Here is a 24,285-nt window from a genome sequence, read left to right as displayed (position 1 = left end):
CGGCTCCCGCCCGCGAGGAGCCGCGGACGTCGCTTCCGCGGCTCCTCCTCGCTGAGCGGGACAGCCGGTTCCGTTATTACGGAATCTTTGCAAGAGTGGAGGCATGACCTCCGACGACCGCGACCTCGCCCGCGAGATCGACGAGCTCCGGATCCGGCTGGACCTCCTCGAGCACGCCGGGCCGACCGCGGGACCCGTCGGCGGCGATCCGCTCTGGGCCCTCTCCGCGCTGAAGGAGCGGCTCCCCTCCCCCGGCGGCGTCGTCTTCGCCGGCGCCGTCACGACTCCGACCGGGCCGGTCGAGTGGCAGTACGGCCTGACGACCGACGCCTTCTTCGAGCGGGACTGGGGCTCGAGCCCCGGCCCGACCGCGCTGGCCGCACTCGGCAGCCCCATCCGGCTCCGGTTCCTCCAGGCGATCGCGGGCGGGGTGGAGACCGTCGCGCAGCTCGCCGAGAGCGAGGGCGCCGGCACCACCGGCCAGATCTACCACCACGTCAACCAGCTGGTCGCTGCCGGCTGGCTCGAGGCGCGCGGCCGCGGCCGCTACGGCGTGCCGCCCGAGCGCCTCGTCCCCCTGCTCGTGATCCTGCTCGCCTCGGGAGGCCCTCGATGACCCGCCGCCGACTCGTCCTCGCCGCCGCGGCCGCTGCCGCCGTCCTCCTCGGCGGAGTGCTGCTGCAGCCCTCCGCCCCGACCCTCTCGCCCGACGCGACCGGCGACGCCCGGATCGCCGAGTGGCTCCGCACGGACGTCGGCGACGGCGCGCGGAATCACCTCGTCGCGGCCGTCGTCACGCCGGACGGCGTCCGCTACGGCGGGCTCGGCGCCGACGAGCGGACCGAGGTCGAGATCGGATCCGTGAGCAAGACGATGACCGCCCTCCTCCTCGCTCAGAGCGCGGAGGAGGGCACCGTCGCACTCGACGACCCCGCCGCGGAGCACGCCGACGTCGGCGGCTTCCCCGGGACGCTCGAGGAGCTGGCGAGCCACCGCTCCGGCCTCCCCCGCCTCCCGTCCGGCCTCGGCGACACGGCTGCGACCCTCCTCGCGCAGCTGCGCGGCACCGATCCCTACGCCGGCTGGACGGCCGACGACGCCCTCCGCCACGCCGCGGAGGCGGACCTCGGCCCGGAGGAGGCCGCCTACTCGAACCTCGGGGCAGCCGTGCTGGGCCAGACCCTCGCCCGCGCGGAGGGCCGCGACTCCGCCGATCTGCTGCGCGAGCGGGTCCTCGAGCCCCTCGGGATGACCGCGACCACCGTCCCCGTCACCGCGGACGCCCTCGCTCCCGGCGCTCCGTCCGGGTACTCCGCGAGCGGCCGCTCCGTCGCCCCCTGGACGCTCGAGGGCTATGCGCCCGCCGGCGGGGTGCGCTCGACCGCGGCCGACATGGGCCGCTACGCGCAGGCTCTGCTCACCGACGACCCGGCGCTCGGAGTACCCGGCTCCGCCGTGCTCGATCCGCGCTTCGATGCGGGCGGGGGCGACCGCATCGGTCTCGCCTGGTACACCTCGGAAGCGGCGGGCGGAGGCTTCACCACGTGGCACAACGGCGGTACCGCGGGCTACTCGACGATGCTCGCGATGGACCGCGAGCGCGGCGTCGCGGTGTTCGTCAACGGCGACACCGCGAGCTCGGTCGACGATCTCGGCCTCCGGCTGCTGCAGCGCGTCCTGAAGGAGGAGTCGTGATCATCGCCTCGATCGTCGCCCTGGTCGTCGTCGCCTGGACGGTGGGCCGCTTCGCCCTGGGAAGCATCCCGTGGCGGCGGACCGCGGCCCGGCTCGACCGCGACCGGCTCCGCACGCTCGCCCGCGGGGTGGAAGCGGCGGCGGTGCTGCTGCTCGGCCGGGCGTTCATCGACTGGTCGACGCTCACGCTGCTCCCGTGGTTCCTGCTGGTGGCGGTCGCCGCGGTAGGAGCCGCCTGCGCCGTGCTGCGCTGGGAGGCGCTCCCGTGGGTCGAGGACCCGGCGCGCCGCCGCTCCCGCACGGCCGGTCTCGCCGCGACGGTCGCGGTGTCCGCCGCTCTGCTCGCCGTCCTCGGCTGACGACGGCGCCGCCCGCAGGCCGGCCGGGCGACCTGCGCCGGGACGTCCGCCCTCGTCAGCCGGTCTGCGCGGGGAGGTCGTCGGGCTCAGCGTTGTCGAGGACGCGGCCGTTCTGGTCGCCGACGCTCAGGACGGTCGTCGGGCGGAGGTTGAGGGTATCGCCGCCGTAGAGGTTGTCGATGCCGACGCCGTCGCGGCGCACCGAGTTCAGCGCGGAGAGGTAGTCGGAGCTGATGCAGAAGCGGTCCGCGATCCGCTCGCTGATGTCGCCCGCGGCCACCAGGTACGAGGCCGGTGTGCCGTCGGAGGCGGTGCTCGCCGTCCCGGTCGCGCCGGCGCGGGTGCCGCGGTCGCGCACGCGCTCGAGGTCGACGCCGTCGAGCGTCCCCTCGTCGAGCGCCTGGACCACGCACTCGCCCGAGACGTCCTCGACCGGCGCGGGAGTGGTCGACACGCTCGGCACAGGCCGCGGCGTGGACTCCGCTCCGGCGGCGGGCGGCGCCGTGGAGGCGGTCGTCTCCGCCGGTGCGGCGGCGGGACTCGTCGCCTCGGCCGTACAGCCGGCGAGCAGGACCACGGCGGAGAGGGCGATCACGAGGCGCTGCGTCGTCCGGACCATTCCGCGACTCTAACCCGGCACCCGCGCGGCCGGGCGCCACCGCGCCCAGCGGGGCGCTCTGCGGGGCGCGCGCGCCGATGATCCGACCGGGGCCGCAGGAGCCGACCGACGGACAGGCCCGACCGAGGCTCGGCTCGAGCAGCACACGGACGACTCGGCCCCGCGACCCCGATTGACCTCCCCCGTCGATCGCACCCATGCCGAGCACCTGTTGGACACGCGGCCCGGACCGGAGTCGACTGGGACCATGCAGTACACGCACCTCGGCCGCACCGGCCTGTCCGTCTCCCGCACCGTCCTCGGCACCATGAACTTCGGCATGCAGACCGAGGAGTCCGACTCGTTCGCGATCATGGACCGCGCGCACGAGCTCGGCGTCAACTTCTTCGACACGGCCAACGTCTACGGAGGCGAGGCCGGCCGCGGCGCCACCGAGGAGATCGTGGGCCGCTGGTTCGCGCAGGGCGGCGAGCGCCGCGAGCGCACCGTCCTCGCGACCAAGGTCTTCGGCGACATGGGCGAGTTCGCTGCTCCCGGAGCCGAGCGCGGCCGCGACTCCTGGCCCAACGGCGGCCGCCTCTCGGCGCTCACCCTGCGCCGCGCGCTCGACGAGAGCCTCCGCCGCCTGCAGACCGACCACATCGACCTGTACCAGTTCCACCACGTCGACCGGACGACGCCCTGGGACGAGATCTGGCAGGCGATGGAGGTCGCCGTGCAGCAGGGCAAGGTCCTCTACGTCGGCTCCAGCAACTTCGCCGGCTGGCACCTCGCCCAGGCGCAGGAGGCGGCGCGCGCCCGCCGCTTCACCGGCCTCGCCTCCGAGCAGTCGATCTACAACCTGCTCGTCCGCGACGTCGAGCGCGAGGTCCTGCCCGCCGCGCTGCACTACGGGCTCGGCGTCATCCCCTGGTCGCCGCTGCAGGGTGGACTGCTGGGCGGCGTGCTCGAGAAGACCGCGGAGGGCGGGCGCCGCTCCTCCGAGCGCACCCTCGCCGCGATCGAGGAGCACCGCCCCGCGCTGGAGCAGTGGGAGGCGTTCGCGCGCGAGCGCGGCGAGGCGCCCGGCGAGCTGGCGCTGGCGTGGCTCCTCCACCAGCCCGCCGTCACCGGTCCGATCACCGGGCCGCGGACGCTCGAGCAGCTCGAGAGCGCCGTCGCCGCCGTCGACATCACCCTCGACTCCGAGGCCCTCGCGCGCCTCGACGAGATCTTCCCCGGCCACCGGACCGCCCCCGAGGACTACGCCTGGTGACCACCCACCCCACTGCGAAGGAGCATTCATGAAGCAGCGCACTCTCGGCGACGTCCAGGTCGGCGCGATCGGACTCGGCGGCATGCCGATGTCGATCGAGGGCCGTCCGGACCGCGAGCGCTCGATCGCCACGATCCACGCGGCCCTCGACGCCGGCGTGACCCTGATCGACACGGCCGACGCCTACCACCTCGCCACCCAGGACGACCTCGGCCACAACGAGGTGCTCATCGCGGAGGCGCTGCGCAGCTACGGCGGCGACACCTCCGCCGTGCTCGTCGCCACCAAGGGCGGCCACCTGCGGCGCGAGCCCGGGCCCTGGGACCAGGACGGCCGCCCCGAGTACCTCAAGGAGGCGGCTCGCGCGTCCGCGAAGCGCCTCGGCGTCGACGCGATCGGCCTTTACCAGTACCACCGGCCCGACCCCACTGTCCCCTACGCCGACTCGATCGGCGCGCTGGCCGAGCTGCTCGACGAGGGCGTCGTCCTCCGCGCGGGCATCTCGAACGCCGACCCCGACCAGATCCGCGAGGCGCACGGCATCCTCGGCGAGCGCCTGGTCTCGGTGCAGAACCAGTTCTCGCCGTCGTTCCGCTCCAGCGAGCCGGAGCTCGAGCTCTGCGCCGAGCTGGGACTGGCGTTCCTGCCGTGGAGCCCGCTCGGCGGCATCTCCTCGGCGGGCGAGCTCGGCTCGCGCTACTCCGCGTTCGCGGCGGTGGCCGAGGCCCGCGGCGTGACGCCGCAGGTCGTCTGCCTCGCCTGGGAGCTGGCGAAGGCCCCGGTCGTGCTGCCGATCCCCGGCGCCTCCCGCCCCGAGAGCATCCGCGACTCCGCCACCGCGGCCGACCTGGAGCTCACGGCCGAGGAGCTGGCCTCGCTCGACTGATCCTGTTCACGATGCAGGAAGGATTCGGATCGGACACCCGATCGACGCGGATCGGAGGACGCCGCGACGAATCCTTCCTGCAGTGTGGACAGGCCCGGCTCAGACCGCGTCCTGCAGCGGCTGCGGGAGGGCCGAGACGAACGCGCGGGCAGCGGCGCTCGGCCGCTCGGGCACCGCCACCATCGTCCGCCACACCAGCAGCGGATCGGCGAGCGCTACCGCTCGCAGCCCGGCCGGGCGCTTCTCGGCGAAGTGCGCGGGCACGACCGCGATCCCCATGCCGTACTCGACCAGATCGAGCAGCGTGTGCACGTCGTTCACCTCGAGCTCGACCTCGAACGCGAGACCGTGCGCCGCGAACGCCCGCGCCGCCAGGTGGCTCGCCGCCCAGTGCTCCTGCAGCCCCACGATCGTCTCGCCCGCGAGGTCCGGGATGCGGCAGCCGACGCGGCTCGCGAGCGGGTGGCCCGGGCGCACGAGCACCGCGAAGCCCTCGCTCGCCAGCGGCATCGTCCGCACGCCGCTCGGCACGGCTCCGATGTCGGCCACCAGCGCCAGGTCGAGACGGCCGGCGGCGACGGAGTCGAGCAGCGTGCCGGACCCCTCGTGGATCAGCCGCAGCGCGACTCCCGGGTGCTGCTCGCGGAAGGTCGCGAGCTCGCGCGGCAGGTGCACGCCGCCGAGGCACTCCTCCGTGCCGACAGCGAGGCTTCCGCGGAGCACCCCCTGCACGGCGAGCACCGCGTCGCGGGCGGCGAGCGCGCTGGCGACCGAGCGCTCCGACTCCGCGAGCATCGCCCGGCCGGCCGGCGTCAGCTCGACCCGGCGCGTGCTGCGGGTGAAGAGGGGGCTGCCCAGCTCGCTCTCGAGCGCGCGGATCGACGCCGAGAGCCCCGACTGCGAGATCTGCAGGGCGCTCGCGGCGCGGGTGAAGTGCTGCTCCTTCGCGACGGCGAGGAAGTGTTCGAGCTGACGCAGTTCCATGGGTCCATCCTCGTCGCGCGGGCGGAGGAGCGGGGACCGGACCCGGCACTCCGCAGCGGCCGCCGGGCACGGACGCAGCCGGCGGGAGAGCCGGTTCGGCTCAGGCGTCGGCGGACGAGATCGCGAGGACGATCGCCGTCAGCGTCGTGCGCAGGCGCTCGAGCGACTCCGGCTCCGACTCGTCCTCGAGGATCGACTGCTTCACCGCGTCGTCGAAGCCCGCCACCAGCAGGCGCACGGCCGTCGTCGGCTCGAGGGAGAACTCGCGGCGCACCTGGCGCAGCGCCCCGTGCACGATCTGCACGAGCGAGGCGTCGAAGCCGGCGCGGAAGTCGCGGTACTGCGGGGCGATCCGCGGGTCGCGCAGCGCGAGCAGCTCGAACTCCGACTCGACCACGCACCAGCGGCGGTTGTCGGTGGCCGGGCCCTGGAGGAAGTCGAGGATGACGACGGCCAGCGTCTCGGCCGTCAGCGGCTCGTCGGCCGAGACGACGCGCGGGATCGTGCGGTCCATCTGCTCGACGAGGGCGGTCACCCGGGCGCCGTTCTCCCGCTCCATCAGCGCGAAGAACAGCTCCTCCTTGGTGGAGAAGTTGGAGTAGAAGGCGCCGCGCGAGAAGCCGGCGCGCTCGCAGATCTGCTCGACGGACGCGCTGTGCACGCCCGTCTCCGCGAAGACGTCGTAGGCCGCGTCGAGCAGGCGCTCGCGGGTGCGGCCGCGGCGGGAGGTCTCGGGAGGAGTGGAGTCGATCGCCGTCATCACCAGCCTCCTGCCCGTCCTGTCAACACCTTCGACGCCGTTCACCTTATCCGATACATTCACGTATCGAATACGGTGCTGTATCGGATACGCTCGCGTATCGGAGCCCGGCTCCGCCCTGGTACAGAGACGTATCGCCACCCTCCCCACCCATCGTCAGGAGACCGCGTGTCGTCGCTGCTCTACCGTCTCGGTCGTCGCGTGTACCGCGCCCACCGCCTCGTCGCCGTCCTGTGGCTGCTGATCGTGGTGGCGGGCGGCGGAGGAGCACTGCTGCTCAACCAGGGCACCGACAACACGTTCTCCATCCCGGGCACGCAGTCCCAGACCGCCCTCGACCAGCTCGAGCGCACCTTCCCCCAGGTGAGCGGCACGTCCGCGCGGTACGTGGTGGTCGCGCCCGACGGAGGCAGCGTCCAGGACGCCGACGTGAAGGGCCCGGTCAGCGACGCCGTCACCGCGCTCGGCGACGTCGACGAGGTCGCGGCCGTCACGGACCCCTACTCCGACAGCGTCTCCGGCACGATCTCCGACGCCGGGAACGCCCTCGTCATCACCGCGCAGATGGACGGCTCCGCCACCACCACGAGCCCCGAGAGCCGCGACGCGCTGAAGGCCGAGGCGACGACCCTCCAGGACGCGCTGCCCGCCGGCTCGGTGGTCTCGCTCGGCGGCGACCTCTTCGCCCAGAACCTCCCCGGCGTGACGATCACGGAGGCGATCGGCCTCGTGGTCGCCCTCGTGGTCCTCGTGCTCACCTTCGGCTCGTTCCTGGCCGCCGGCATGCCGCTGGTCACCGCGCTGCTCGGCGTCGCCCTCTCGATGTCGGCGATCTTCATCGCCACCCGCTTCGCCTCGATCTCCTCGACCACGCCGCTCCTGGCGCTGATGCTGGGCTTGGCGGTCGGCATCGACTACGCCCTCTTCATCATCAGCCGCCACCAGGACCAGCTGAAGCAGGGCATGGACCCGGAGGAGTCGACCGCGCGGGCGACCGCGACCGCGGGCTCCGCCGTCGTCTTCGCGGGCCTGACCGTGATCATCGCGCTCGTCGGCCTCTCGGTCGCCGGCATCCCGTTCCTCACCACGATGGGCGTCGCGGCGGCGGGCGGAGTCGCGATCGCCGTGGTCATCGCGCTCACCCTGACCCCCGCCTTCCTCGGCTTCGCCGGCGCGCGGCTCCGCCCCAAGGAGCGCCGCGCGAAGAAGAGGGCCGCGAAGGCCGCCGCCGCTGCGGGCACCCACGTCGACACCGGGGCGCACGAGGAGGCGGCGACCGCCTCCCCCGGCGGCCACGCGCACGCCGAGGTCCCGCGCGGGTTCTTCCGCGGCTGGGTCCGGGTCGTCACGCGGTTCCCGATCGTGACGATCATCGCGGTGATCGGCGTTCTCGGCGTCGCGAGCATCCCGGCGCTGAGCCTCCGCCTCGCGCTGCCGGACGCCGGGTACCAGGCCGAGGGCACGCCCGCGCGCACCACCTACGACCTGCTCGCCGAGAACTTCGGCGCCGGCTACAACGGCCCGCTCATCGTCACCGGCACGATCATCGGCTCGACCGATCCGCTCGGCCTCATGGACGACCTCAAGGGCGAGATCGAGAAGCTCGACGGAGTCGCCTCGGTGCCGCTCGCGACGCCCAACGAGACCGCCGACACCGGCATCATCCAGGTGATCCCCGAGGGCGGCCCCGACTCCGAGGCCACCAAGGCGCTGGTCGCCGAGATCCGCGACAAGCACGACTACTTCCAGCAGGAGTACGGCGTCGACCTCGCGGTGACCGGCCAGACCGCGGTCGGCATCGACATCTCGGACACCCTCGCCAAGGCCCTCCTGCCGTTCGGCCTGCTCGTCGTGGGCCTGTCGCTGGTGCTGCTGACCATGGTGTTCCGCTCGCTCTGGGTGCCGATCAAGGCGACGCTGGGCTACCTGCTGTCGGTCGGCGCGTCCTTCGGCGCCGTGGCGGCGGTGTTCGAGTGGGGATGGTTCTCGGACGCGCTGCACGTCGACAAGACGGGCCCGATCATCAGCTTCATGCCGATCATCCTGATGGGCGTGCTCTTCGGTCTCGCGATGGACTACGAGGTGTTCCTGGTCTCGCGGATGCGCGAGGACTACGTGCACGGGAGGCCGGCGCGCGCCTCCGTCGAGTCGGGCTTCGTCGGCTCGGCCAAGGTGGTCACGGCCGCCGCGGTCATCATGTTTTCGGTCTTCGCCGCCTTCGTGCCGGAGGGGGACACCAACATCAAGCCGATCGCGCTCGGGCTCGCCGTGGGCGTCTTCGTCGACGCGTTCCTCGTGCGGATGACGCTGGTGCCCGCCGTGCTGCACCTGCTCGGCGACCGCGCCTGGCACATGCCGCGCTGGCTCGACCGCGTCCTGCCGTCCTTCGACGTCGAGGGCGAGGGCCTCACGAAGGAGCTCGCTCTGGCCGACTGGCCGGAGCCCGGATCCACCGATGTGATCGCGGCGGAGGACCTCCGCCTCGACGGACCCGACGGCCCCGTCTACAGCGGCGTCTCGCTGCGGGTCGCACCCGGCTCCTCCCTCGTGGTCCACGGGCCGCACCGCTCCGGCCGCACCGCGCTGCTGCTGAGCATCGCCGGCCGGCTCGCCCCCGACTCCGGGCGCCTGAAGGTCGCGGGCCTGGTCGTGCCGATCCGCTCCGCCGCCGTGCGCGGGAAGGTCGGGCTGGTGCGCCTCGCCGGAGCCGCCGACCCCGTCGCCGACGTCCGGTCGGCTCTGGAGTCGGCCCCGCCGATCCTGGTGCTCGACGACCTCGACACGGTCACCGACCCGCAGCTGCGCAGTGCGATCCGGGCCGAGCTCGACGCCGCCCGCGCCGCCGACGACGCGTTCACCGTGGTCGCCTCCTCCGTCGACGCCGAGGCGCTCGACGACCTCCTCCCCTCCGACCGCGGCGTGCTCGCGGTCTCGCCCGCGGCCGAGCGCCGCGCGATCGCAAAGGTCCTCTGACAGATGGCTCTCCTCTCCCTCGAACGCCCCCGCGGCGTCAAGAAGGTGTCCTGGCTGACCCTTCTCGGGATCGTCCTGGTCCCCCTCGTCATCGGCGGCCTCCTGGTGTGGGCGCTGTGGAACCCGACCGAGCGCCTCGACACGATCACGGCCGCCGTGGTCAACGAGGACACCCCGGTCGAGATCAACGGGCAGACCGTGCCGCTCGGGCGCCAGCTCGCGGCCGGCCTCGTGACGGGCGGCACCGACTCCGCGAGCTCGGACGCCCCCTCCTCCACACCCTCGGCGAGCGCGACGCCGTCCGCGAGCGCGACCCCGGTGCCCAACGTCTCCGGCTCGGACTCGACGGGCAACTTCACCTGGGTCCTCACGGACAAGGACGACGCCGCGAAGGGTCTCGCCGACGGCAGCTACGCGACCGTCGTGACGATCCCCTCCTCCTTCTCCGCCGCCGCCACCTCGTACTCCGGCGACGCCGCGGAGGCGACGAAGGCGACCATCGACATCGCCACCAGCGAGAAGGCCAAGCTCGTCGACGACGCCATCTCGGCCACGGTGACCAGCACCGCCACCTCGCTGCTCAACACGCAGCTGACCACGGCCTACCTCGAGAACGTCTACGTGGGCTTCAACACCCTCAACGAGCAGATCGGCCAGGCGGCCGACGGCGCGGGCACGCTCGCCGACGGCGCCGACCAGCTCGGCACCGGCGCCTCCACCCTCGCCGACGGCACGAGCAGCCTCGCCGACGGGATCGACGAGCTCGCCACCGGCGCCTCCTCGCTCTCGGACGGCGTCGGGCAGATCGGCACCGGTGCCTCGTCCCTCGCCGACGGCGTAGGGCAGCTGGGCACCGGTGCCTCCGACCTCTCCGGCGGAGTCGCGCAGCTGGCCACCGGCGCGCGCGGCCTCTCCGGCGGAGTGGGACAGCTCGCGACGGGCGCCCGCGACTCGGCGACCGGGGCGACCGCGCTGCAGGGCGGCGCCTCCGACCTGGCCGACGGGCTCGACCAGCTGAGGGAGGGAGTGGTGAGGACCGGCGACGGGACCCAGCAGGTCGCGGCCCTCAGCGCCGGCGCCGCCGCCGCCACCGCGGGGACCTTCCAGGCGCTCAGCGACGCCCTCGAGGGCTGCGAGACGACGCAGTGCCTCGCAGCGCGTGCCGTCATCGCGTCGGCCGACGGACCCACCGGCGCGACCACCCTCGCCACGACGACCGCAGGAGCCGTCGCCGGGATCGACGCGGGCATCCGCCTCGGAGGCGACGGGCAGCCCTCGCTGATCGACGCGGTCGGGCAGTCCGCCACGGGAGCGCGCACTCTCTCGGGAGGCATCGGACAGCTGTCCGGCGGCCTGACGCAGCTCGCCGACGGCGCGGACGACGCCGCAGGGGGAGCGTCCCAGCTCGCCGACGGCCTCGACACCACGGCGGCCGGGTCCGCGCAGCTCGCGACCGGCGCCACCACCGCCGCGGCCGGCGCCCGCGACCTCGCGACCGGCGCGACCACCGCGGCGGGCGGCGCCGCCGACCTCGCCGCGGGAGCCTCCTCCGCCGCCGACGGAGCCGACCAGCTCGCCGACGGCGCGAGCGGGGTCTCGGACGGCGCCGTGCAGCTCGCCGACGGCACCCGCACGCTCGCCACCGGCCTCGACGCCGCCGTCGCGCAGCTCCCGACCTACACCGAGTCGGAGTCGACGAACCTCGCCGACGTCGTCTCGGACCCGGTCGAGAACACGAGCAGCGCGACCGACCTGTTCGGAGCCTCCAGCGTCCCGTTCTTCGCGACCATCGCCCTCTGGCTCGGCGCCCTCGCGACGTTCCTGGTGCTGGCCGCGTTCTCGCACCGCGCGCTCTCCTCGACCCGCTCCTCCGCGGCGCTCGCCCTCTCCTCCTACGTGCCCGCGCTCCTGATCGGCGTCGTGCAGGGCCTCGCGGTCGCGATCGTGATGAGCGGCGTCGCGGGCCTGGAGCCGGGCCGCTGGGTCGGCTTCGCCCTCCTCGCGATGCTCACCGGCGCCTCGTTCGCCGCGATGAACCAGGGGCTGGTCGCGCTGCTCGGAGGGATCGGCCGCTTCCTCGCGATGGTCGCTGCGGTGATCGCGCTCGGCGCGGGCATCATCTCGACGGTCCCCGGGCTGTTCGACGACGTGCTCGGGTTCCTGCCGCTCTCGGCGGCGCAGAACGCTCTGTCCGGAGTGGTCGAGGGCACCGACGGCACGGCAGGCGCCGTCGTCGGCCTGGTGATCTGGCTGCTGTTCGGCCTGCTGCTGACCGTCGCCGCCATCGCCCGCCGCCGGGTCGTCTCGGTCCGCGCCCTGCACCGCACCGCGGAGGCGTAGGCTGCGCCTCGCGCCGCTCCTCCCCCGAAGCGGGGACGGGTGGCGCGAGGATCGCGCCACCGACGCGCCTCTCCGGGCGACCGGCCCCGGCCGGGGCTAGCCTGACGCGATGGAGTCGGAACCGATGGCGATCCGGACGCGACGGGTGTACGGCCCGTCGGTCCTCAGGCGCCTCCGCGCCCTCCTCCTGCGGCTCCTCGGCGCCGGCCTCGCGGCCGTGCTCATCCCGTTCGCCGTCCTCGCGGACCGCCGCGGCGTCCTCGACGAGTCGGTGCTCGCGCTCGGCCTCCTCGCCCTCACCGTCGTCATCGGACTGGTCTCGGCGGTCTCGCTCTTCGTCGTCTCCCCCACCCGCGTGATGACGACCGAGACGCAGGTCGTGCTGATGCGCGGCCACCGCCGCCGCGAGCAGTGGCCCCGCCGGTCGGTCCGCTTCCTCGAGTCCGCCGACGGCGACGGCTTCGTCGCCTGGTGCCGCGGAGACGGAGTCGAGGTGCGCTGCGCCCACTTCCGCCCGGAGGACCTCGCCGCCCTGCTCGCCGACCTCGGCGCCGCCGCCCGCGTCCGCGACGCGCTGCCGCCCGCTCTGGCCGGGCCCGCCTCGGCCGTCCGCTTCCGGCCGCACCGCGCTCCGCTCCAGCGCCGGGCGGTCGCCCTGGTCGTCGTCGCCACGGAGGCGTTCGCCGCCGGCGTGCTGGCCGTCGCCCTCGCGGGATCCCCGTCGGGCGACCGCGCGCAGATCGCGCTGGGGGCGGTGGTCGTGGCGCTCTCCCTCCCGCTCGGGCTGATCGCCGCGCGGCTGGCGCTGCGGCCCGGGCTGCCGGGGTCGATCGTGGTGTCGGAGTCGGCCATCCAGATCGACGGGCTGATCTTCCCGCTCGAGGCCCTGCGCTCGGTCGTCGCCTCGAGCCCGACAGGGAGCCGGAGCCTCCGCCTGACCCTCACCGAGACCAACGGCCGCATCACGGAGGTCCCCCTCGGGCTCCGGGTGCCGACGCTGCGGCGCGACCAGCTGTTCCCCGACTACCCGCTGCTGCTCGGCGTGCTGCGCGAGCGCACGGCGGGGCTGCTGCGGATCGAGGGCTGAGGCCTAGTCCTCGGCGCCGTCGGCGATGCGCTGGTGGTGGTGGATGACCTCGGCGACGATGAAGCCGAGGAACTTCTCGGCGAACGCCGGGTCGAGGTGGGACTCCTCGGCGAGCGCCCGGAGCCGCGCGATCTGGCGCGCCTCGCGCTCGAGGTCCGCGGCGGGCAGCCCGTGCGCGGCCTTCAGCCGGCCGACCTTCTGCGTGAACTTGAAGCGCTCTGCGAGCAGGTGGATCAGCGCCGCGTCGATGTTGTCGATGCTCTGACGGATCTGCACGAGCTCGGCTCGCGCCAGGGACTCCTCGTGCGACGACTCCTCGTGCGACAGCTCCTCGGTCATGCCCCGACCCTAACGGACCGCCCCCGGACACGACGACGGCCCCTGCCCGGAGTCCGGGAGGGGCCGTCGAGAGGGGTCGGTCAGTCGACCAGGTTGATCTGCACGGGGATGTTGCCGCGGGTGGCGTTGGAGTACGGGCAGAGCTGGTGCGCCGCGTCGGCGACCTTCTGCGCGTCCTCGGAGCCCGCCTTCGGCACGTAGACGTCGAGCTCGACCGAGAGACCGAAGCCGTCGGAGTCGTTCTTCCCGATCGAGACGCTGGCCGAGACGGCCGCGTCGGTCGTGTCGATCTTCAACTGGCGGCCGGCTCCGTGCAGTGCGCTGAGGAAGCAGGCGGAGTAGCCGGCCGCGAACAGCTGCTCGGGGTTGGTCCCCTCGCCGGAGCCGCCGAGCTCCTGCGGGGCGCGGGTGTCGAGGTCGAGACGGTCGTCCTCGGTGCGGACGTGGCCGTCGCGTCCTCCACCGGAGGCGTGGGCGATGGCGGTGTAGAGAGCATCCATCCCCCCATCCCATCACCCGGCCGCCGGGAGTCGGGTGAACGCGCCATGCACGTCCGTGCGTTCTCCCGGGAATCCGCCCCGCGTTCGGCGGAGGGAGCGTCAAGCCCCTCCCGTCCGACGGCGTCCGGGTGTGCGCTGGAGGTCTACCGACCCCGACCGGCGCGAGCCGGAGAACGGACACGAGCATGCGAGCACTCACCTGGCAGGGCATCGAGAAGGTCTCGGTCGAGACCGTCCCCGATCCCCGCATCCAGCAGCCGACCGACGCCATCGTGCAGATCACCTCGACGGCGATCTGCGGGTCAGACCTGCACCTCTACCGCCTCCTGGGCCCCTACCTCGACAAGGGCGACGTGCTCGGCCACGAGCCGATGGGCGTCGTCGTCGAGGTCGGCTCGGCCGTCTCGAAGCTCTCGGTGGGCGACCGCGTCGTCGTCCCCTTCAACATCTCCTGCGGCGAGTGCTTCATGTGCCGCAACGGACTGCAGTCGCAGTGCGAGACCACGCAGGTCACCGAGTACCAGTCGGGAGCGGCGCTCTTCGGCTACACGAAGATGTACGGGCAGGTCCCCGGCGGCCAGGCCGAGCTTCTGCGCGTGCCGCTCGCCGACTACAACACCGTCGTCGTCGGCACCGACCTCCCCGACGAGCGCTACCTCTTCCTCAGCGACATCGTGCCGACCGCCTGGCAGGGCGTCGACTACGCGCAGGTGCCGGACGGCGGCTCGCTCGTCGTCTTCGGGCTCGGCCCCGTCGGCCAGTTCGCCGCGCGCATCGGCGTCCACAAGGGCTACCGCGTCATGGCGATCGATCCGGTGGCGGAGCGCCGCGAGATGGCCGCGCGCCACGGCGTCGAGGTCTTCGACCTCTCGGACGACGTGACCGACCGCCTCCGCGACCTCACCGACGGGCGCGGTCCCGACTCGGTCCTCGACGCGGTCGGCATGGAGGCGCACGGATCGCCGGTCGGCTCCTTCGCGCAGACGATGGCGGGGCTCCTGCCCGACCCGATCGCCCGCAAGGCGATGGACACGGTCGGCGTCGACCGGCTCGCCGCCGTGCACGCCTCCCTCGACCTGGTGCGCCGCGGCGGCACCGTCTCGCTGAGCGGGGTCTACGGAGGCGAGGCCGACCCGATGCCGCTGAAGTCGATGTTCGACAAGCAGGTCACGATGAAGATGGGCCAGTGCAATGTGAAGCGCTGGATCGACGAGCTGCTGCCTCTGGTGGAGGACCCGTCCGATCCGCTCGGCGTGATGGACCTGGTGACGCACCGCGCACCGCTCGAGGACGCTCCCGGCCTCTACGAGACGTTCCAGAAGAAGGAGGACGGCTGCATCAAGGTCGTCCTGCAGCCCTAGCGGCGAACGACGAAGGCGGCGCCCCCGAGGGGAGCGCCGCCTTCGCTGTACTGCCGAGACCTACTTGAAGACGTCCTTGACGTCCTCGCCGACCTTCTTGGTCGAGGCCGCGGCCTGGTCCTTCTGGCCTTCGGCCTTCAGGCTGTCGTCGTTCTTGTGGTCGCCCAGGGCTTCCTTCGCCTTGCCGGCGATGTCCTGAGCGGCGTTCTTGATCTTGTCATCGAGCCCCATGGTGGTGCCTCCTTCGCTGATCGTTGGCACGACCGTAGGACCGGGAACTGCCCGCTTCCTGGGAGCGGGAAGGGGCTTGCCCGAGCGCCCGCTGGACTGCCATGATTCGCGCCCTCGACCGGGGCCAGCCGGTCGAGGGCGCGGGATCAGGTCGCGGGAGTGGCGGACTCCGACGGGGCCGACTGGGAGGGCGCGTTCGTGGGCGTCTGCGACGATCCGTCGTCGGCGCTGGTGGGCACCGCGCTCCCCGACTGGTTCGGCGTCTGGGCGTCACCGCTGCAGCCGGCCAGCAGGCCGATCAGCAGAGCGGAGGCTCCGAGGGCGCCGAGCACGCGGGCGCGCGAGGAGCGGGACGGGGAGAGCGGGAATGCCTGGCGGGAGGAGAGCATGACTGGTTGTGCCTTTCCGGGGAGCTGAGCGGATCCGGGTGCGGACGTCCGATGTCTCCTTCGACAGTAGGCAGACCCGGCGCAGGCCAGGAGGGCTTGACTGCTCCCACGGCCGGACGAGGCCCTGACCACGCACCGTCTCGGGGGCGCGGGATGCTAGCCCTTTCCGGGGGTCAACCGCTACGCCCTTCCTGCTTCCGGGACGCCCCGCCCAGACTTGCGGCACCCCACTCGACTACTGGAAGGGCAGACGATGTCGAACATCGATCCCGCTTCACCTCCTTTCGGAGACGGCGCCGCGAACTTCGGCGCGACCGACACCCCGACCGGCACCACCGGTTATGAGACCGGCGCTCACGCCGCCTCCACCGACTCCAGCTCCGGCGCGGTCGACTCCGCGAAGGAGAAGGCGAGCGCCGCCGCAGGCACCGCCAAGGACCAGGCCGGCGCCGTCGCCGGCGATGCCAAGCAGGCCGCGGGCGAGGTGCTCTCGACCGGCAAGGACGAGGCCGCCAACGTGGTCCAGGAGGCCAAGGTCCAGGTCCGCGACCTCTACGAGCAGGGTCGCACCCAGTTCACCGAGCAGGCCCACGCTCAGAAGGAGAACGCCGCCAAGGGTGCTCGCGCCTTCAGCGACGACCTGACCGCGCTGGCCAACGGCGAGGGCGGCAGCGACAACGCCGCATCGAACCTCGTCTCGCAGGCGGCCACCCGCGTGCAGGGCGTGGCGACATGGCTCGAGAACCGCGACCCGTCCGAGCTCCTCGACGACGTGCGCGCGTTCGCCCGCCGCCGTCCGGGCGCCTTCATCCTCATCGCCGCCGCGACCGGTCTGGTCGGCGGGCGCCTCATCCGCGCCCTGACCGCGGACGCGAAGGACGAGAAGAAGGCGGCGACCACCCACGCCGACGGGCCCGAGTTCGACGCCCCCGTCTCGACCACCCCGGCGTCCACGTACGACGCTCCCATCGCGTCCGCCTACGGCACCGTCGGCTCGAGCTCCCTCGAGCGCGACTACGCGCCGACCGAGCCCGTCGCCGACCCGCTCGACGGCGGCTTCCCGAACGGCTCCCGGCTGTGAGCGACCTCTCCGGCGCGCACCGCTCGACGGAGCCCACGGCCGACCAGCGGGCCGGCTCGACGTCGCTCGGTGATCTGCTCGGCGAGGTCTCCCGGGACCTCTCGACTCTGATCCGCCAGGAGATGGCGCTGGCCAAGGCCGAGATCAAGGAGTCCGCCGGCAAGGCGGGCAAGGGCGCCGGCCTCCTCGGCGGGGCGGGCTACGCCGCGCTGATGGCCGTGCTCTTCCTCTCGATCGCCCTCTGGTGGGGCCTCGGGACCCTGATCGGCAACGGCTGGTCGGGCGTCGTCGTCGCAGTGATCTGGGGCGTCCTCGCCGCGATCCTGTACGTGGTCGGCCGCAAGAGCCTCAAGCAGGTCGACGGCGTCCCCGAGACGGTCGACTCCCTCAAGAAGATTCCCGACACCCTCAAGCCGAACGGGGCAGGACGATGACGTACGACGCAGGACAGAACAAGACTCCCGAGGAGATCCGGGCCGACATCGAGCGCACGCGCCTCGAGCTCGGCGGTGACGTCGACGCGCTGGCCGAGAAGGTCAGCCCGAGCGCCATCGCGCAGCGTCAGACCGACAAGGTCAAGTCGGCCGTCGGCTCCGTCCGCGACCGCGTGATGGGCTCGGCGCACGACGCCTCCGACTCGCTCTCGAGCGGTGCCGGCTCGGCGAAGGCCAAGGCCGAGGGCAACCCCTTCGCCGTGGGCCTCATCGCCCTCGGTGCCGGTCTGCTGGTCTCGTCGCTCTTCCCCGCCTCGAACGCGGAGAAGGACGCGGCGAGCCGGGTCAAGGAGCAGGCGCAGCCGGTCGTCGACAAGGTGACCGACGCGGCCAAGGAGGCGGCGAGCGAGCTGCGCGAGCCCGCGCAGCAGGCCTTCGCCTCCGTCAAGGAGACCGCGACCGACGCCGCGCAGAACGTCAAGGAGGCGGGGACCTCCGCCACCGACGACGTGAAGGACTCGGCCCGCGAGGCCAAGCACGCCGTCCAGGAGGACGTGCAGCACTGACCCGTCAGCGCTGCCAGGGCGGTGGACCTCCGGGTCCGCCGCCCTTCTGCGTACCCACCCCCCGCCCTCCGCTCCGCGAGATGCCACCTGTGACGGCGTTCTTCGGCGTGTCGCGATCGCAACTGGCATCTCGCGGCGGGGAATCGGGGCGGGACGGGCGGCGGGGAATAGCGGGGGGCGGGCGGGGCTTGGCCTGGGTATGCGATCCATCGTCCACACCCGCACCGGTGACTCCTCCGTCCTCTCCCTCGTCGACCGGGAGGTGCGTTCGCCCGGGCCCGGTGAGGTCCGCGTCCGCGTCCTCGCGTCCGGCGTCAACCCGACCGACTGGAAGGCGCGGTCCGGTGGTGCTCTCGCCTTCGACGAGGTCGTGCCGAACCAGGACGGCGCCGGTGTCGTCGACGCGGTCGGCGACGGCGTCGACGGTCTGGCGGTCGGCGACCGCGTCTGGATGTACCTGTCGGCCCACCAGCGGCCCACCGGCACCGCGCAGGAGTCGACCGTGCTGCTCGCCCAGCACGTCGTGCGCCTCCCCGAGGGGATCGGCATGGACGTCGCGGCGAGTCTCGGCGTCCCCGCGATGACCGCTCACCGCGCCCTCACGGTGCACGAGCACGGCCCCTCCCGCCTCTCCCCCGGCGCTCTCGCCGGCCGCACCGTCCTGGTGCAGGGCGGGGCCGGAGCCGTCGGGCACGCGGCCGTGCAGCTCGCCGTCTGGGCGGGCGCGACCGTGATCGCCACGGTCAGCAGCGACGAGAAGGAGCGGCTGGCCCGCGCCGCCGGGGCGCAGCACGTCCTGCAGTACCCCGACGAGCGCCTCGCCGACCGGATCCGCGAGCTCGCTCCCGACGGCGTCGAGCACATCGTCGAGGTCGCCATCGCGCAGAACGCCGCGCTCGACGTGGAGGTCCTCGCGAACCACGGCAGCATCGGCTACTACGCCGACGACAAGGGCGATGCGTTCACCGCGCCGATCATCGCCAGCTTCGCCAAGAACGCCCGCTGGCAGGGCCTGCTGCTCTACACGGTCGGCGAGGAGGCGCTCCAAGCTGCGGCGGAGGACATCACCGCCGCCCTCGCCGACGGTGCGCTGCCGGTGGGCGAGGAGGCGGGACTCCCGCTGACCTGGTTCCCGCTCGAGGAGACCGCAGCGGCCCACGACGCCGTCGAGCAGGGCGCGACCGGCAAGGTCCTCATCCGCGTGGCGGACGAGGACTGACGCGACGGGTCGCCTCCGCTCGGCTCAGCCCCGCAGCGGAGGCGACCCCGCCACCGTCGACCGGTCGCCGAGGCCGGCGATCAGCTCGGCGAGCGCCTCCTCCGCCGTGCGCGTCGGCGCCCAGCCGAGCTCCGCGCGGGCACGCTCGGTCGACATCACCGGGACGTTGCACGCGATGTCGAGCCAGCCCGCGTCCGTCCGCTGGAGGCGCAGGTGCCAGGTCGCGGTGACGATCGAGCGCAGGAGACCGAACGGCACCGTCACCAGCCGGGCTCCGACGGCTCGGGCCAGGCGCTCGGGAGTGAGAACGGGCTCGGCCGCGATGTTGAAGGCACCGCCCGCGCGCCGGTCGAGCACGCGCCAGAAGGCGTCGGCCACGTCGTCGGCGTGCACGCCCTGGAAGATCAGGGTCCTGGGCAGCGGCAGGACCGGGATGCGGACGGCCTTCAGCCACCGCGTCGGGTAGTGCGGGCCCGCGAAGAGCCCGGCGATCTCGGTGGCGGCACCCCGCTGGAAGACCAGGCCGGGACGCAGCCGCGTCACCACGATCTCCGGATGCTCGGCCTCGAAGGCGTCCATCGCCCGCTCGTTCGCCGCCTTGTGCCGGCTGTAGGTCGAGGTGTGCAGTCCGCCGGTCGGCCAGTCCTCGTCGACCCGGGCCGACTTCGGCGCCGCGCTGTAGGCGCCCACCGAGGAGGCGACGGCGACCTGGCCGACTCCCGCTGCGGCGACGGCCGCGAGCACCGCGGCGGTGCCTCCGACGTCGACCAGCCGCTGGAACGGCTCGTCGTGGCTGGGCTGCAGCGCCCAGGCGAGGTGCACGACGGCGTCGATCCCCGTGAAGGCCTCGTGGAGCCGCCCCGGGGCCGTGCTGGAGGCGACGTCGACCTCGACCCAGCGCACGCCCTCGTACTCCTCGGCTCCCGGCCCCGGCGCCCGCCTCGCGATGCCGACGATCTCCTCGATCCCGGCCTCGCCGTGGAGGCGCCTCAGCAGTGCTGTGCCCAGATTGCCCGTGGCCCCGACGATCGCGATCCGCATGTCGTGCTCCCTCCGCGGGACGACGCGCGCCGACCCCCTGCTCCGAGGCTAGGCAGAGGCGGCGCCGGGGAGGAGGCGCTTGACAGCCCGCACGGCGGGCGCCCGCAGGCCGCCGGTGCGCACCACGGCCTCCGGGCCGGAGTGCTCGCGCCGCAGCTCGCGCGGTTCCGCGGGCTGGAGGAAGGGACCCCCTCCACAGGGCCGATCCGGCCTAGACCACGCCGGGTCCGGGCGCACCCCCCGCGCGCGCCCGGCCATCGATCCCTAGCCTGGGACGATGCCACCGCCACCGCTCCGCAGAGTCGTTCCCGTGCGACACGAGGTCGACGGCGTCGCGCTGCGCACGGTCGACACCGGGCCGGCCGGCCCTGCACGCACGTTCGTCCTGATCCACGGCATCGGGATGTCGCACCACACCTTCTCGCCGCTCGCCGCGGCGCTGAAGCCGCACGGCCGGGTGATCGGGGTCGACCTCGCGGGCTTCGGAGCCAACCCGCGCCCCGGGCGGCGCGTGAGCATCGACGACCACGCCCGCCAGGTCGAGCTCGTGCTCCGCGAGCTCGGCGTGACGACCGCCGTGGTCGTCGGCCACTCGATGGGCTCGCAGGTGGTCGTCGAGCTGGCGCGGCGGGCCCCGGCGCTGGTCGAGGGAGCAGTGCTGATCGGCCCGGTCGTCGACCCGGAGCGCCCGGGAGCCGTACGGCAGGGCATGGCCCTCCTCCGCGACTGCCTCCGCGAGCCGGTGGGCGTCGACGCGGTCCTGCTGGCCGACTACCTGCGCAGCCTCCGCTGGTACCTCTCCCAGCTGCCCGAGATGCTCCACTACCCCGTGCAGGAGCGGCTCGCCGAGGTGACGCGGCCCGTCCTGATCGTGCGCGGACGCCGCGACCCGATCGCGACCCGCGACTGGTGCGAGCGGCTCCTCTCCCGCGCGCGCGACGGCCGTCTCGTCGAAGCGGCGGCCTCCCGCCACGTCGTCCCCCGGACCGAGCCCGGCCGGCTGGCCGAGGAGCTCGTCCGCTTCGCCGATGCTGTCCGCGACACGCCCGCTCCCACCGCGGCTGCCGCCGCCGAGGCCACCGCATGAACCGCGTGCAGCGCGTGGTCCGCGACGCCTCCTGGTGGATCCAGGACTACGCCTACGCCGTCGCCTGGCAGGTGCGCGGCTTCGTCTCGCGCCGCGCCCCCGACGACTACCTCGACGGCGACCGCCGGCCGATCGTCGTGCTCCCCGGGATCTGGGAGACGTGGTCGTTCCTCCGCCCGATCATCGACCCGCTGCACGAGCGCGGACACCCGTTGCACGTCCTCGACAGCCTCGGCCGCAACGGCCGACCGGTCGCGAGCACCGCCGAGGACGTCGCGGCATACCTCGCCGAGCACGGACTGCGCGACGTGGTGATCGTGGCCCACAGCAAGGGCGGCCTGATCGGGAAGTACGTGATGACCGAGCTGGATCCCGACGGGCGGGTCGACCGGATGGTCGCCGTCTCGACGCCGTTCGGCGGTTCCCGCTACGCGCCCTACCTGGTGCTCAAGAGCCTTCGGGCCTTCTCCCCCCGCGACGCCACGACGCTCCTGCTCACGAGCCGGTCGGGAGCGAACGCCCGCATCACCTCCGTCTTCGGGCTGTTCGACCCGCACATCCCCGAGGGCAGCATGCTCGAGGGCGCCGTCAACGTGCGGATCGAGACCGGCGGGCACTTCCGCATCCTCGGAGACCCCGAGACCCTCGCCGCGGTCGTGGCGGCGGTCTCCGCCGAGGAGTCGGAGGACCGCGCCGAGAGCGCCGAAGGTGGTGCGCCCTCGTAGCAACTCCTCCCACCGCCGCGCAAACCCCTGGTCGCGAGCCCGCGACGGAGGGAGCGTGGACGGATGACTCCTCCCCGCACGACCGGCCCGACCGAGCTCCTCCTGGTGCGCCACGGCGAGAGCCGCGCCAACGTGGCGGCGAGCGCCGCGGAGGCCGAGGGCGCCCACGAGATCCCGGTCGACCGGCGCGACGCCGACGTCGAGCTCTCGCCCGCCGGCGAGGAGCAGGCCCGCGCCCTGGGCCGCTGGCTCGCCGGCCAGCCCGCCCCGGCCGCCGCCTGGACCTCGCCGTACCGTCGGGCCGCCGACACCGCCCGGCTCGCGTTCGACGCCGCCGGTATCGACGTCCCGCTGCGCAGCGACGAGCGGCTGCGCGACCGCGACCTCGGCATCACCGACCGCCTCACCGCCGCCGGCGTCCGTGCCCGCTACCCCGAGGAGGCCGCGCGCCGCGAGTGGCTCGGCAAGTTCTACTACCGGCCGCCGGGAGGAGAGTCGTGGACGGACCTCGCCCTGCGCGCTCGGGCCCTGCTCGACCACCTCGACGCCGCCGCCCCCGCGGGTCCGGTCGTCCTCTTCTGCCACGACGCGGTCGTGCTGATCCTCCGCTACGTCTGCGAGGGGCTGACCGAGACCGAGCTCCTCGACATCGGGGCGTCGACCCCGGTCGCCAACGCCTCCGTGACGCGACTCGTCCGCGACGGCGGCGAATGGCGCCTCGCGCTCTTCAACAGCACCGGCCACCTCGAGGACACCGGCGCCCCGGTCACCAGCCACGACGACCGCGAAGCCGGAGAAGGAGACCCCCATGAGTGACGTGATCACCCGGGCCCTGCTCGAGCAGCGCTGGCCCCTCCCCGAGCCGGGAGGATCGAAGCACGCCCGCGGCGACGTGGTCGTCGTCGGCGGGGCCCGCAAGACGCCGGGTGCCGCGATCCTGGCCGGCATCGCGGCCCTCCGCTCCGGGGCGGGGCGCATCACGCTCTGCGTCGCGGAGTCCGTGGCGTCCGCGACGGCCGTCGCCCTGCCCGAGTGCGGGGTCGTCGCGCTGCCGGAGACCCGTGACGGCTCGGTGTCCGGTCGAGGGCTCGACGTCCTCGCCGGCGAGCTCTCCTCGGCGGACGTCGCCCTGATCGGACCGGGGCTGGACGACGCACGGTCGACGACGGCGACCCTGCGCGCGCTGGCGCCCCTCCTCGACGGCGTGCCGTCCGTGCACCTGGACGCCTTCCCGCTCGGCGTGCTGCCCGGGCAGCGGCGCGCGGCGCGGCGCCTCGCCGGACGCCTCCTGCTCACTCCCAACACGGAGGAGGCGGCGCGGCTGCTCGGCGAGGAGGTCGGCGACCTGGAGGAGGCGGCGGTCGCCATCGCCGAGCGCTACGGAGCGGTCGTGAGCCTCTTCAACACCATCGCGTCCCCGGACGGCGACGTGGTGCGGATCGACGAGGAGCACCCGGGGCTGGCGACCGCCGGCAGCGGCGACGTCCTCGCCGGAGCGACGGCCGGCCTCCGAGCGCGCGGAGTGGATCCGATGGGCGCGGCGGCGTGGGGAGCGCACCTGCACACGGAGGCGGACACGCTCCTCACCCGGCGGATCGGCCCGGCCGGCTACCTCGCGAGCGAGATCCCGGGCGAGTTCCCCAGCGTGCTGGCGCGCTGAGCGGGCGGTCGGTCCCGCCCGCACCTCAGCGGCCGGTCGGGAGGCTCAGCGCCGACGGCTCGCCCTGCGACGTGCGGTCGGGCAGCACCGATCGCTCAGACGGCGACGTCCGCGACCGAGAACTCGACCCCGGGGGTGAGGAGGATCGACGTCTCGCGCGGCTGCCCCTCGCCCTGGTTCACCATCAGCCAGCGCGAGGCGGAGCCGTCGAGAGCCTGCTCGACGCGACGGCGGACCTCCTCGGCCGACGTGTCGGTGAGGCTGTACGGCGTCCCGCCGTAGATGATCTCGACGCGCTTCACAGCAGACCCTCCTCAGGACGGCGGACGCCGCCGGACGGCTCCTCGCTGATCCGCAGCCCGTGCGCGGTGTGCGAATCGGCCAGCAGCTGGCGGATCCAGTCCGGATTGATGTTCGGAGCTCGGCCGCCGTGGTACTTGAAGCGCAGCGGGATGGCCGGGTGCAGCCAGATCGAGGTGCGGCCGTCGCCGACGGCCTGGGAGTCCTTCCAGGAGAAGTAGAAGGACTCGTTCCGCGCGAGCTTCGAGCCGATCACGATCTGCAGGTGCGCCAGCAGACGGTCGTCGAAGTCGGCCTCGAGGGTCGAGTCGTAGATCAGACGCCCCATCAGGCCGCGCTCCGTTCGGGAAGTCGCCCGTCCGCGGAGGGACGGGCGGAGTCGTGGGTCTCGATC

The 24,285-nt window shown here is 73.6% G+C and carries 27 protein-coding genes; 17 read left to right on the top strand and 10 right to left on the bottom strand.

Features of this window, described 5'->3' with window-relative positions:
- The first annotated feature begins 103 nt into the window (after positions 1–103).
- From GSU45_RS00910 to GSU45_RS00900, 3 genes are read left to right on the top strand one after another with little or no spacing between them, the layout of a single operon-like run.
- Positions 104–616 carry a winged helix-turn-helix domain-containing protein gene (locus GSU45_RS00910; protein WP_159911920.1) on the top strand — a complete coding sequence of 171 codons (513 nt, stop codon included), beginning with the start codon at positions 104–106 and terminating at the stop codon, positions 614–616.
- Positions 613–1,695: a serine hydrolase domain-containing protein gene (locus tag GSU45_RS00905; RefSeq protein ID WP_159911918.1), complete on the top strand. Its 1,083-nt coding sequence runs from the start codon at positions 613–615 to the stop codon at positions 1,693–1,695. The genes GSU45_RS00910 and GSU45_RS00905 overlap by 4 nt, the downstream gene beginning before the upstream one ends.
- Positions 1,692–2,054 (top strand): hypothetical protein, encoded by a 363-nt coding sequence (locus tag GSU45_RS00900; RefSeq protein WP_159911916.1) that lies wholly within the window; start codon positions 1,692–1,694, stop codon positions 2,052–2,054. The genes GSU45_RS00905 and GSU45_RS00900 overlap by 4 nt, the downstream gene beginning before the upstream one ends.
- A 55-nt stretch (positions 2,055–2,109) precedes the next feature.
- On the opposite strand, the gene GSU45_RS00895 is transcribed toward GSU45_RS00900, so the two are convergent.
- Positions 2,110–2,673 (bottom strand): hypothetical protein, encoded by a 564-nt coding sequence (locus GSU45_RS00895; protein WP_159911914.1) that lies wholly within the window; start codon positions 2,671–2,673, stop codon positions 2,110–2,112.
- A gap of 247 nt (positions 2,674–2,920) precedes the next feature.
- Between GSU45_RS00895 and GSU45_RS00890 the strand changes: the two genes are divergently transcribed.
- Together GSU45_RS00890 and GSU45_RS00885 are read left to right on the top strand one after the other, a co-directional pair.
- Complete coding sequence (locus tag GSU45_RS00890) at positions 2,921–3,928, top strand: aldo/keto reductase (protein ID WP_104267809.1); 1,008 nt, start codon at positions 2,921–2,923, stop codon at positions 3,926–3,928.
- Between the two features lie 28 nt (positions 3,929–3,956).
- On the top strand, positions 3,957–4,814 hold the full coding sequence (locus tag GSU45_RS00885; RefSeq protein ID WP_159911912.1) for an aldo/keto reductase: 858 nt from the start codon (positions 3,957–3,959) through the stop codon (positions 4,812–4,814).
- 99 nt (positions 4,815–4,913) lie between these two features.
- Here GSU45_RS00885 and GSU45_RS00880 read toward each other — a convergent pair whose 3' ends face one another.
- Together GSU45_RS00880 and GSU45_RS00875 are read right to left on the bottom strand one after the other, a co-directional pair.
- A complete protein-coding gene (locus GSU45_RS00880) occupies positions 4,914–5,798 on the bottom strand; it encodes a LysR family transcriptional regulator (RefSeq protein WP_159911910.1) in 885 nt (294 codons plus the stop codon).
- 100 nt (positions 5,799–5,898) lie between these two features.
- Entirely contained in the window at positions 5,899–6,558 is a 660-nt protein-coding gene (locus GSU45_RS00875; protein WP_159911908.1) for a TetR/AcrR family transcriptional regulator, read from the bottom strand.
- Positions 6,559–6,726: 168 nt separating this feature from the next.
- Here GSU45_RS00875 and GSU45_RS00870 point away from each other — a divergent pair, with 168 nt between their 5' ends.
- The 3 genes from GSU45_RS00870 (at position 6,727) to GSU45_RS00860 (ending at position 12,958) form a co-directional block, all read left to right on the top strand.
- Positions 6,727–9,531, top strand: a complete 2,805-nt coding sequence (locus tag GSU45_RS00870) for an MMPL family transporter (RefSeq protein ID WP_159911906.1) — start codon at positions 6,727–6,729, stop codon at positions 9,529–9,531.
- A gap of 3 nt (positions 9,532–9,534) precedes the next feature.
- Entirely contained in the window at positions 9,535–11,871 is a 2,337-nt protein-coding gene (locus GSU45_RS00865) for a YhgE/Pip domain-containing protein (RefSeq protein ID WP_159911904.1), read from the top strand.
- A 109-nt stretch (positions 11,872–11,980) separates the two neighbouring features.
- Entirely contained in the window at positions 11,981–12,958 is a 978-nt protein-coding gene (locus tag GSU45_RS00860; protein ID WP_159911902.1) for a hypothetical protein, read from the top strand.
- A 3-nt stretch (positions 12,959–12,961) separates the two neighbouring features.
- On the opposite strand, the gene GSU45_RS00855 is transcribed toward GSU45_RS00860, so the two are convergent.
- Both GSU45_RS00855 and GSU45_RS00850 read right to left on the bottom strand, forming a co-directional pair.
- On the bottom strand, positions 12,962–13,297 hold the full coding sequence (locus GSU45_RS00855; protein ID WP_159911900.1) for a chorismate mutase: 336 nt from the start codon (positions 13,295–13,297) through the stop codon (positions 12,962–12,964).
- An 80-nt stretch (positions 13,298–13,377) separates the two neighbouring features.
- Positions 13,378–13,797: an organic hydroperoxide resistance protein gene (locus GSU45_RS00850; RefSeq protein WP_159911898.1), complete on the bottom strand. Its 420-nt coding sequence runs from the start codon at positions 13,795–13,797 to the stop codon at positions 13,378–13,380.
- A 185-nt stretch (positions 13,798–13,982) separates the two neighbouring features.
- Between GSU45_RS00850 and GSU45_RS00845 the strand changes: the two genes are divergently transcribed.
- On the top strand, positions 13,983–15,158 hold the full coding sequence (locus GSU45_RS00845) for a zinc-dependent alcohol dehydrogenase (protein WP_159911896.1): 1,176 nt from the start codon (positions 13,983–13,985) through the stop codon (positions 15,156–15,158).
- A 60-nt stretch (positions 15,159–15,218) separates the two neighbouring features.
- Here the strand turns inward: GSU45_RS00845 and GSU45_RS00840 are convergent, their stop codons facing one another.
- Together GSU45_RS00840 and GSU45_RS00835 are read right to left on the bottom strand one after the other, a co-directional pair.
- A complete protein-coding gene (locus GSU45_RS00840) occupies positions 15,219–15,389 on the bottom strand; it encodes a CsbD family protein (protein ID WP_085477811.1) in 171 nt (56 codons plus the stop codon).
- A 146-nt stretch (positions 15,390–15,535) separates the two neighbouring features.
- Complete coding sequence (locus GSU45_RS00835; RefSeq protein ID WP_159911894.1) at positions 15,536–15,778, bottom strand: hypothetical protein; 243 nt, start codon at positions 15,776–15,778, stop codon at positions 15,536–15,538.
- A gap of 253 nt (positions 15,779–16,031) precedes the next feature.
- On the opposite strand from GSU45_RS00835, the gene GSU45_RS17185 reads away from it, so the two are divergent.
- From GSU45_RS17185 to GSU45_RS00815, 4 genes are all read left to right on the top strand, one after another.
- Positions 16,032–16,859, top strand: a complete 828-nt coding sequence (locus GSU45_RS17185) for a hypothetical protein (RefSeq protein ID WP_159911892.1) — start codon at positions 16,032–16,034, stop codon at positions 16,857–16,859.
- Complete coding sequence (locus GSU45_RS17180; protein WP_159911890.1) at positions 16,856–17,293, top strand: phage holin family protein; 438 nt, start codon at positions 16,856–16,858, stop codon at positions 17,291–17,293. Before GSU45_RS17185 ends, GSU45_RS17180 begins: the two co-directional genes overlap by 4 nt.
- Complete coding sequence (locus tag GSU45_RS00820) at positions 17,290–17,859, top strand: DUF3618 domain-containing protein (protein WP_159911888.1); 570 nt, start codon at positions 17,290–17,292, stop codon at positions 17,857–17,859. The genes GSU45_RS17180 and GSU45_RS00820 overlap by 4 nt, the downstream gene beginning before the upstream one ends.
- 199 nt (positions 17,860–18,058) lie before the next feature.
- Positions 18,059–19,078, top strand: a complete 1,020-nt coding sequence (locus tag GSU45_RS00815) for an NADPH:quinone reductase (protein ID WP_159911886.1) — start codon at positions 18,059–18,061, stop codon at positions 19,076–19,078.
- 24 nt (positions 19,079–19,102) lie between these two features.
- Here the strand turns inward: GSU45_RS00815 and GSU45_RS00810 are convergent, their stop codons facing one another.
- A complete protein-coding gene (locus GSU45_RS00810; RefSeq protein WP_159911884.1) occupies positions 19,103–20,119 on the bottom strand; it encodes an NAD-dependent epimerase/dehydratase family protein in 1,017 nt (338 codons plus the stop codon).
- Positions 20,120–20,429: 310 nt separating this feature from the next.
- On the opposite strand from GSU45_RS00810, the gene GSU45_RS00805 reads away from it, so the two are divergent.
- From GSU45_RS00805 to GSU45_RS00790, 4 genes are all read left to right on the top strand, one after another.
- Positions 20,430–21,206: an alpha/beta hydrolase gene (locus GSU45_RS00805; protein ID WP_159911882.1), complete on the top strand. Its 777-nt coding sequence runs from the start codon at positions 20,430–20,432 to the stop codon at positions 21,204–21,206.
- Positions 21,203–21,931 carry an alpha/beta fold hydrolase gene (locus GSU45_RS00800; protein ID WP_159911880.1) on the top strand — a complete coding sequence of 243 codons (729 nt, stop codon included), beginning with the start codon at positions 21,203–21,205 and terminating at the stop codon, positions 21,929–21,931. The genes GSU45_RS00805 and GSU45_RS00800 overlap by 4 nt, the downstream gene beginning before the upstream one ends.
- Before the next feature lie 63 nt (positions 21,932–21,994).
- The gene (locus tag GSU45_RS00795) at positions 21,995–22,747 is read left to right on the top strand and encodes a histidine phosphatase family protein (RefSeq protein ID WP_159911878.1); all 753 of its coding nucleotides are present in this window, start codon (positions 21,995–21,997) and stop codon (positions 22,745–22,747) included.
- A complete protein-coding gene (locus GSU45_RS00790; RefSeq protein ID WP_159911876.1) occupies positions 22,740–23,591 on the top strand; it encodes an NAD(P)H-hydrate dehydratase in 852 nt (283 codons plus the stop codon). The genes GSU45_RS00795 and GSU45_RS00790 overlap by 8 nt, the downstream gene beginning before the upstream one ends.
- A gap of 95 nt (positions 23,592–23,686) precedes the next feature.
- On the opposite strand, the gene GSU45_RS00785 is transcribed toward GSU45_RS00790, so the two are convergent.
- A complete protein-coding gene (locus tag GSU45_RS00785) occupies positions 23,687–23,893 on the bottom strand; it encodes a hypothetical protein (protein WP_159911874.1) in 207 nt (68 codons plus the stop codon).
- Positions 23,890–24,219: an ATP-dependent DNA ligase gene (locus tag GSU45_RS00780; RefSeq protein ID WP_159911872.1), complete on the bottom strand. Its 330-nt coding sequence runs from the start codon at positions 24,217–24,219 to the stop codon at positions 23,890–23,892. The genes GSU45_RS00785 and GSU45_RS00780 overlap by 4 nt, the downstream gene beginning before the upstream one ends.
- Positions 24,220–24,285: the final 66 nt, after the last annotated feature.

The organism is Rathayibacter sp. VKM Ac-2801, assembly GCF_009834245.1.
Classification (GTDB): Bacteria; Actinomycetota; Actinomycetes; order Actinomycetales; family Microbacteriaceae; genus Rathayibacter.
This window is presented reverse-complemented; position numbering and strand designations above follow the sequence as displayed.

Excerpts from the sequence above, each read along its gene's own strand:
- GSU45_RS00910 (WP_159911920.1), top strand. The coding sequence starts at position 104 with ATGACCTCCGACGACCGCGACCTCGCCCGCGAGATCGACGAGCTCCGG.
- GSU45_RS00905 (WP_159911918.1), top strand. The coding sequence starts at position 613 with ATGACCCGCCGCCGACTCGTCCTCGCCGCCGCGGCCGCTGCCGCCGTC.
- GSU45_RS00895 (WP_159911914.1), bottom strand. The coding sequence starts at position 2,673 with ATGGTCCGGACGACGCAGCGCCTCGTGATCGCCCTCTCCGCCGTGGTC.
- GSU45_RS00890 (WP_104267809.1), top strand. The coding sequence starts at position 2,921 with ATGCAGTACACGCACCTCGGCCGCACCGGCCTGTCCGTCTCCCGCACC.
- GSU45_RS00885 (WP_159911912.1), top strand. The coding sequence starts at position 3,957 with ATGAAGCAGCGCACTCTCGGCGACGTCCAGGTCGGCGCGATCGGACTC.
- GSU45_RS00880 (WP_159911910.1), bottom strand. The coding sequence starts at position 5,798 with ATGGAACTGCGTCAGCTCGAACACTTCCTCGCCGTCGCGAAGGAGCAG.
- GSU45_RS00875 (WP_159911908.1), bottom strand. The coding sequence starts at position 6,558 with ATGACGGCGATCGACTCCACTCCTCCCGAGACCTCCCGCCGCGGCCGC.
- GSU45_RS00865 (WP_159911904.1), top strand. The coding sequence starts at position 9,535 with ATGGCTCTCCTCTCCCTCGAACGCCCCCGCGGCGTCAAGAAGGTGTCC.
- GSU45_RS00860 (WP_159911902.1), top strand. The coding sequence starts at position 11,981 with ATGGAGTCGGAACCGATGGCGATCCGGACGCGACGGGTGTACGGCCCG.
- GSU45_RS00855 (WP_159911900.1), bottom strand. The coding sequence starts at position 13,297 with ATGACCGAGGAGCTGTCGCACGAGGAGTCGTCGCACGAGGAGTCCCTG.
- GSU45_RS00850 (WP_159911898.1), bottom strand. The coding sequence starts at position 13,797 with ATGGATGCTCTCTACACCGCCATCGCCCACGCCTCCGGTGGAGGACGC.
- GSU45_RS00845 (WP_159911896.1), top strand. The coding sequence starts at position 13,983 with ATGCGAGCACTCACCTGGCAGGGCATCGAGAAGGTCTCGGTCGAGACC.
- GSU45_RS00840 (WP_085477811.1), bottom strand. The coding sequence starts at position 15,389 with ATGGGGCTCGATGACAAGATCAAGAACGCCGCTCAGGACATCGCCGGC.
- GSU45_RS00835 (WP_159911894.1), bottom strand. The coding sequence starts at position 15,778 with ATGCTCTCCTCCCGCCAGGCATTCCCGCTCTCCCCGTCCCGCTCCTCG.
- GSU45_RS17185 (WP_159911892.1), top strand. The coding sequence starts at position 16,032 with ATGTCGAACATCGATCCCGCTTCACCTCCTTTCGGAGACGGCGCCGCG.
- GSU45_RS00820 (WP_159911888.1), top strand. The coding sequence starts at position 17,290 with ATGACGTACGACGCAGGACAGAACAAGACTCCCGAGGAGATCCGGGCC.
- GSU45_RS00815 (WP_159911886.1), top strand. The coding sequence starts at position 18,059 with ATGCGATCCATCGTCCACACCCGCACCGGTGACTCCTCCGTCCTCTCC.
- GSU45_RS00810 (WP_159911884.1), bottom strand. The coding sequence starts at position 20,119 with ATGCGGATCGCGATCGTCGGGGCCACGGGCAATCTGGGCACAGCACTG.
- GSU45_RS00800 (WP_159911880.1), top strand. The coding sequence starts at position 21,203 with ATGAACCGCGTGCAGCGCGTGGTCCGCGACGCCTCCTGGTGGATCCAG.
- GSU45_RS00795 (WP_159911878.1), top strand. The coding sequence starts at position 21,995 with ATGACTCCTCCCCGCACGACCGGCCCGACCGAGCTCCTCCTGGTGCGC.
- GSU45_RS00790 (WP_159911876.1), top strand. The coding sequence starts at position 22,740 with ATGAGTGACGTGATCACCCGGGCCCTGCTCGAGCAGCGCTGGCCCCTC.
- GSU45_RS00780 (WP_159911872.1), bottom strand. The coding sequence starts at position 24,219 with ATGGGGCGTCTGATCTACGACTCGACCCTCGAGGCCGACTTCGACGAC.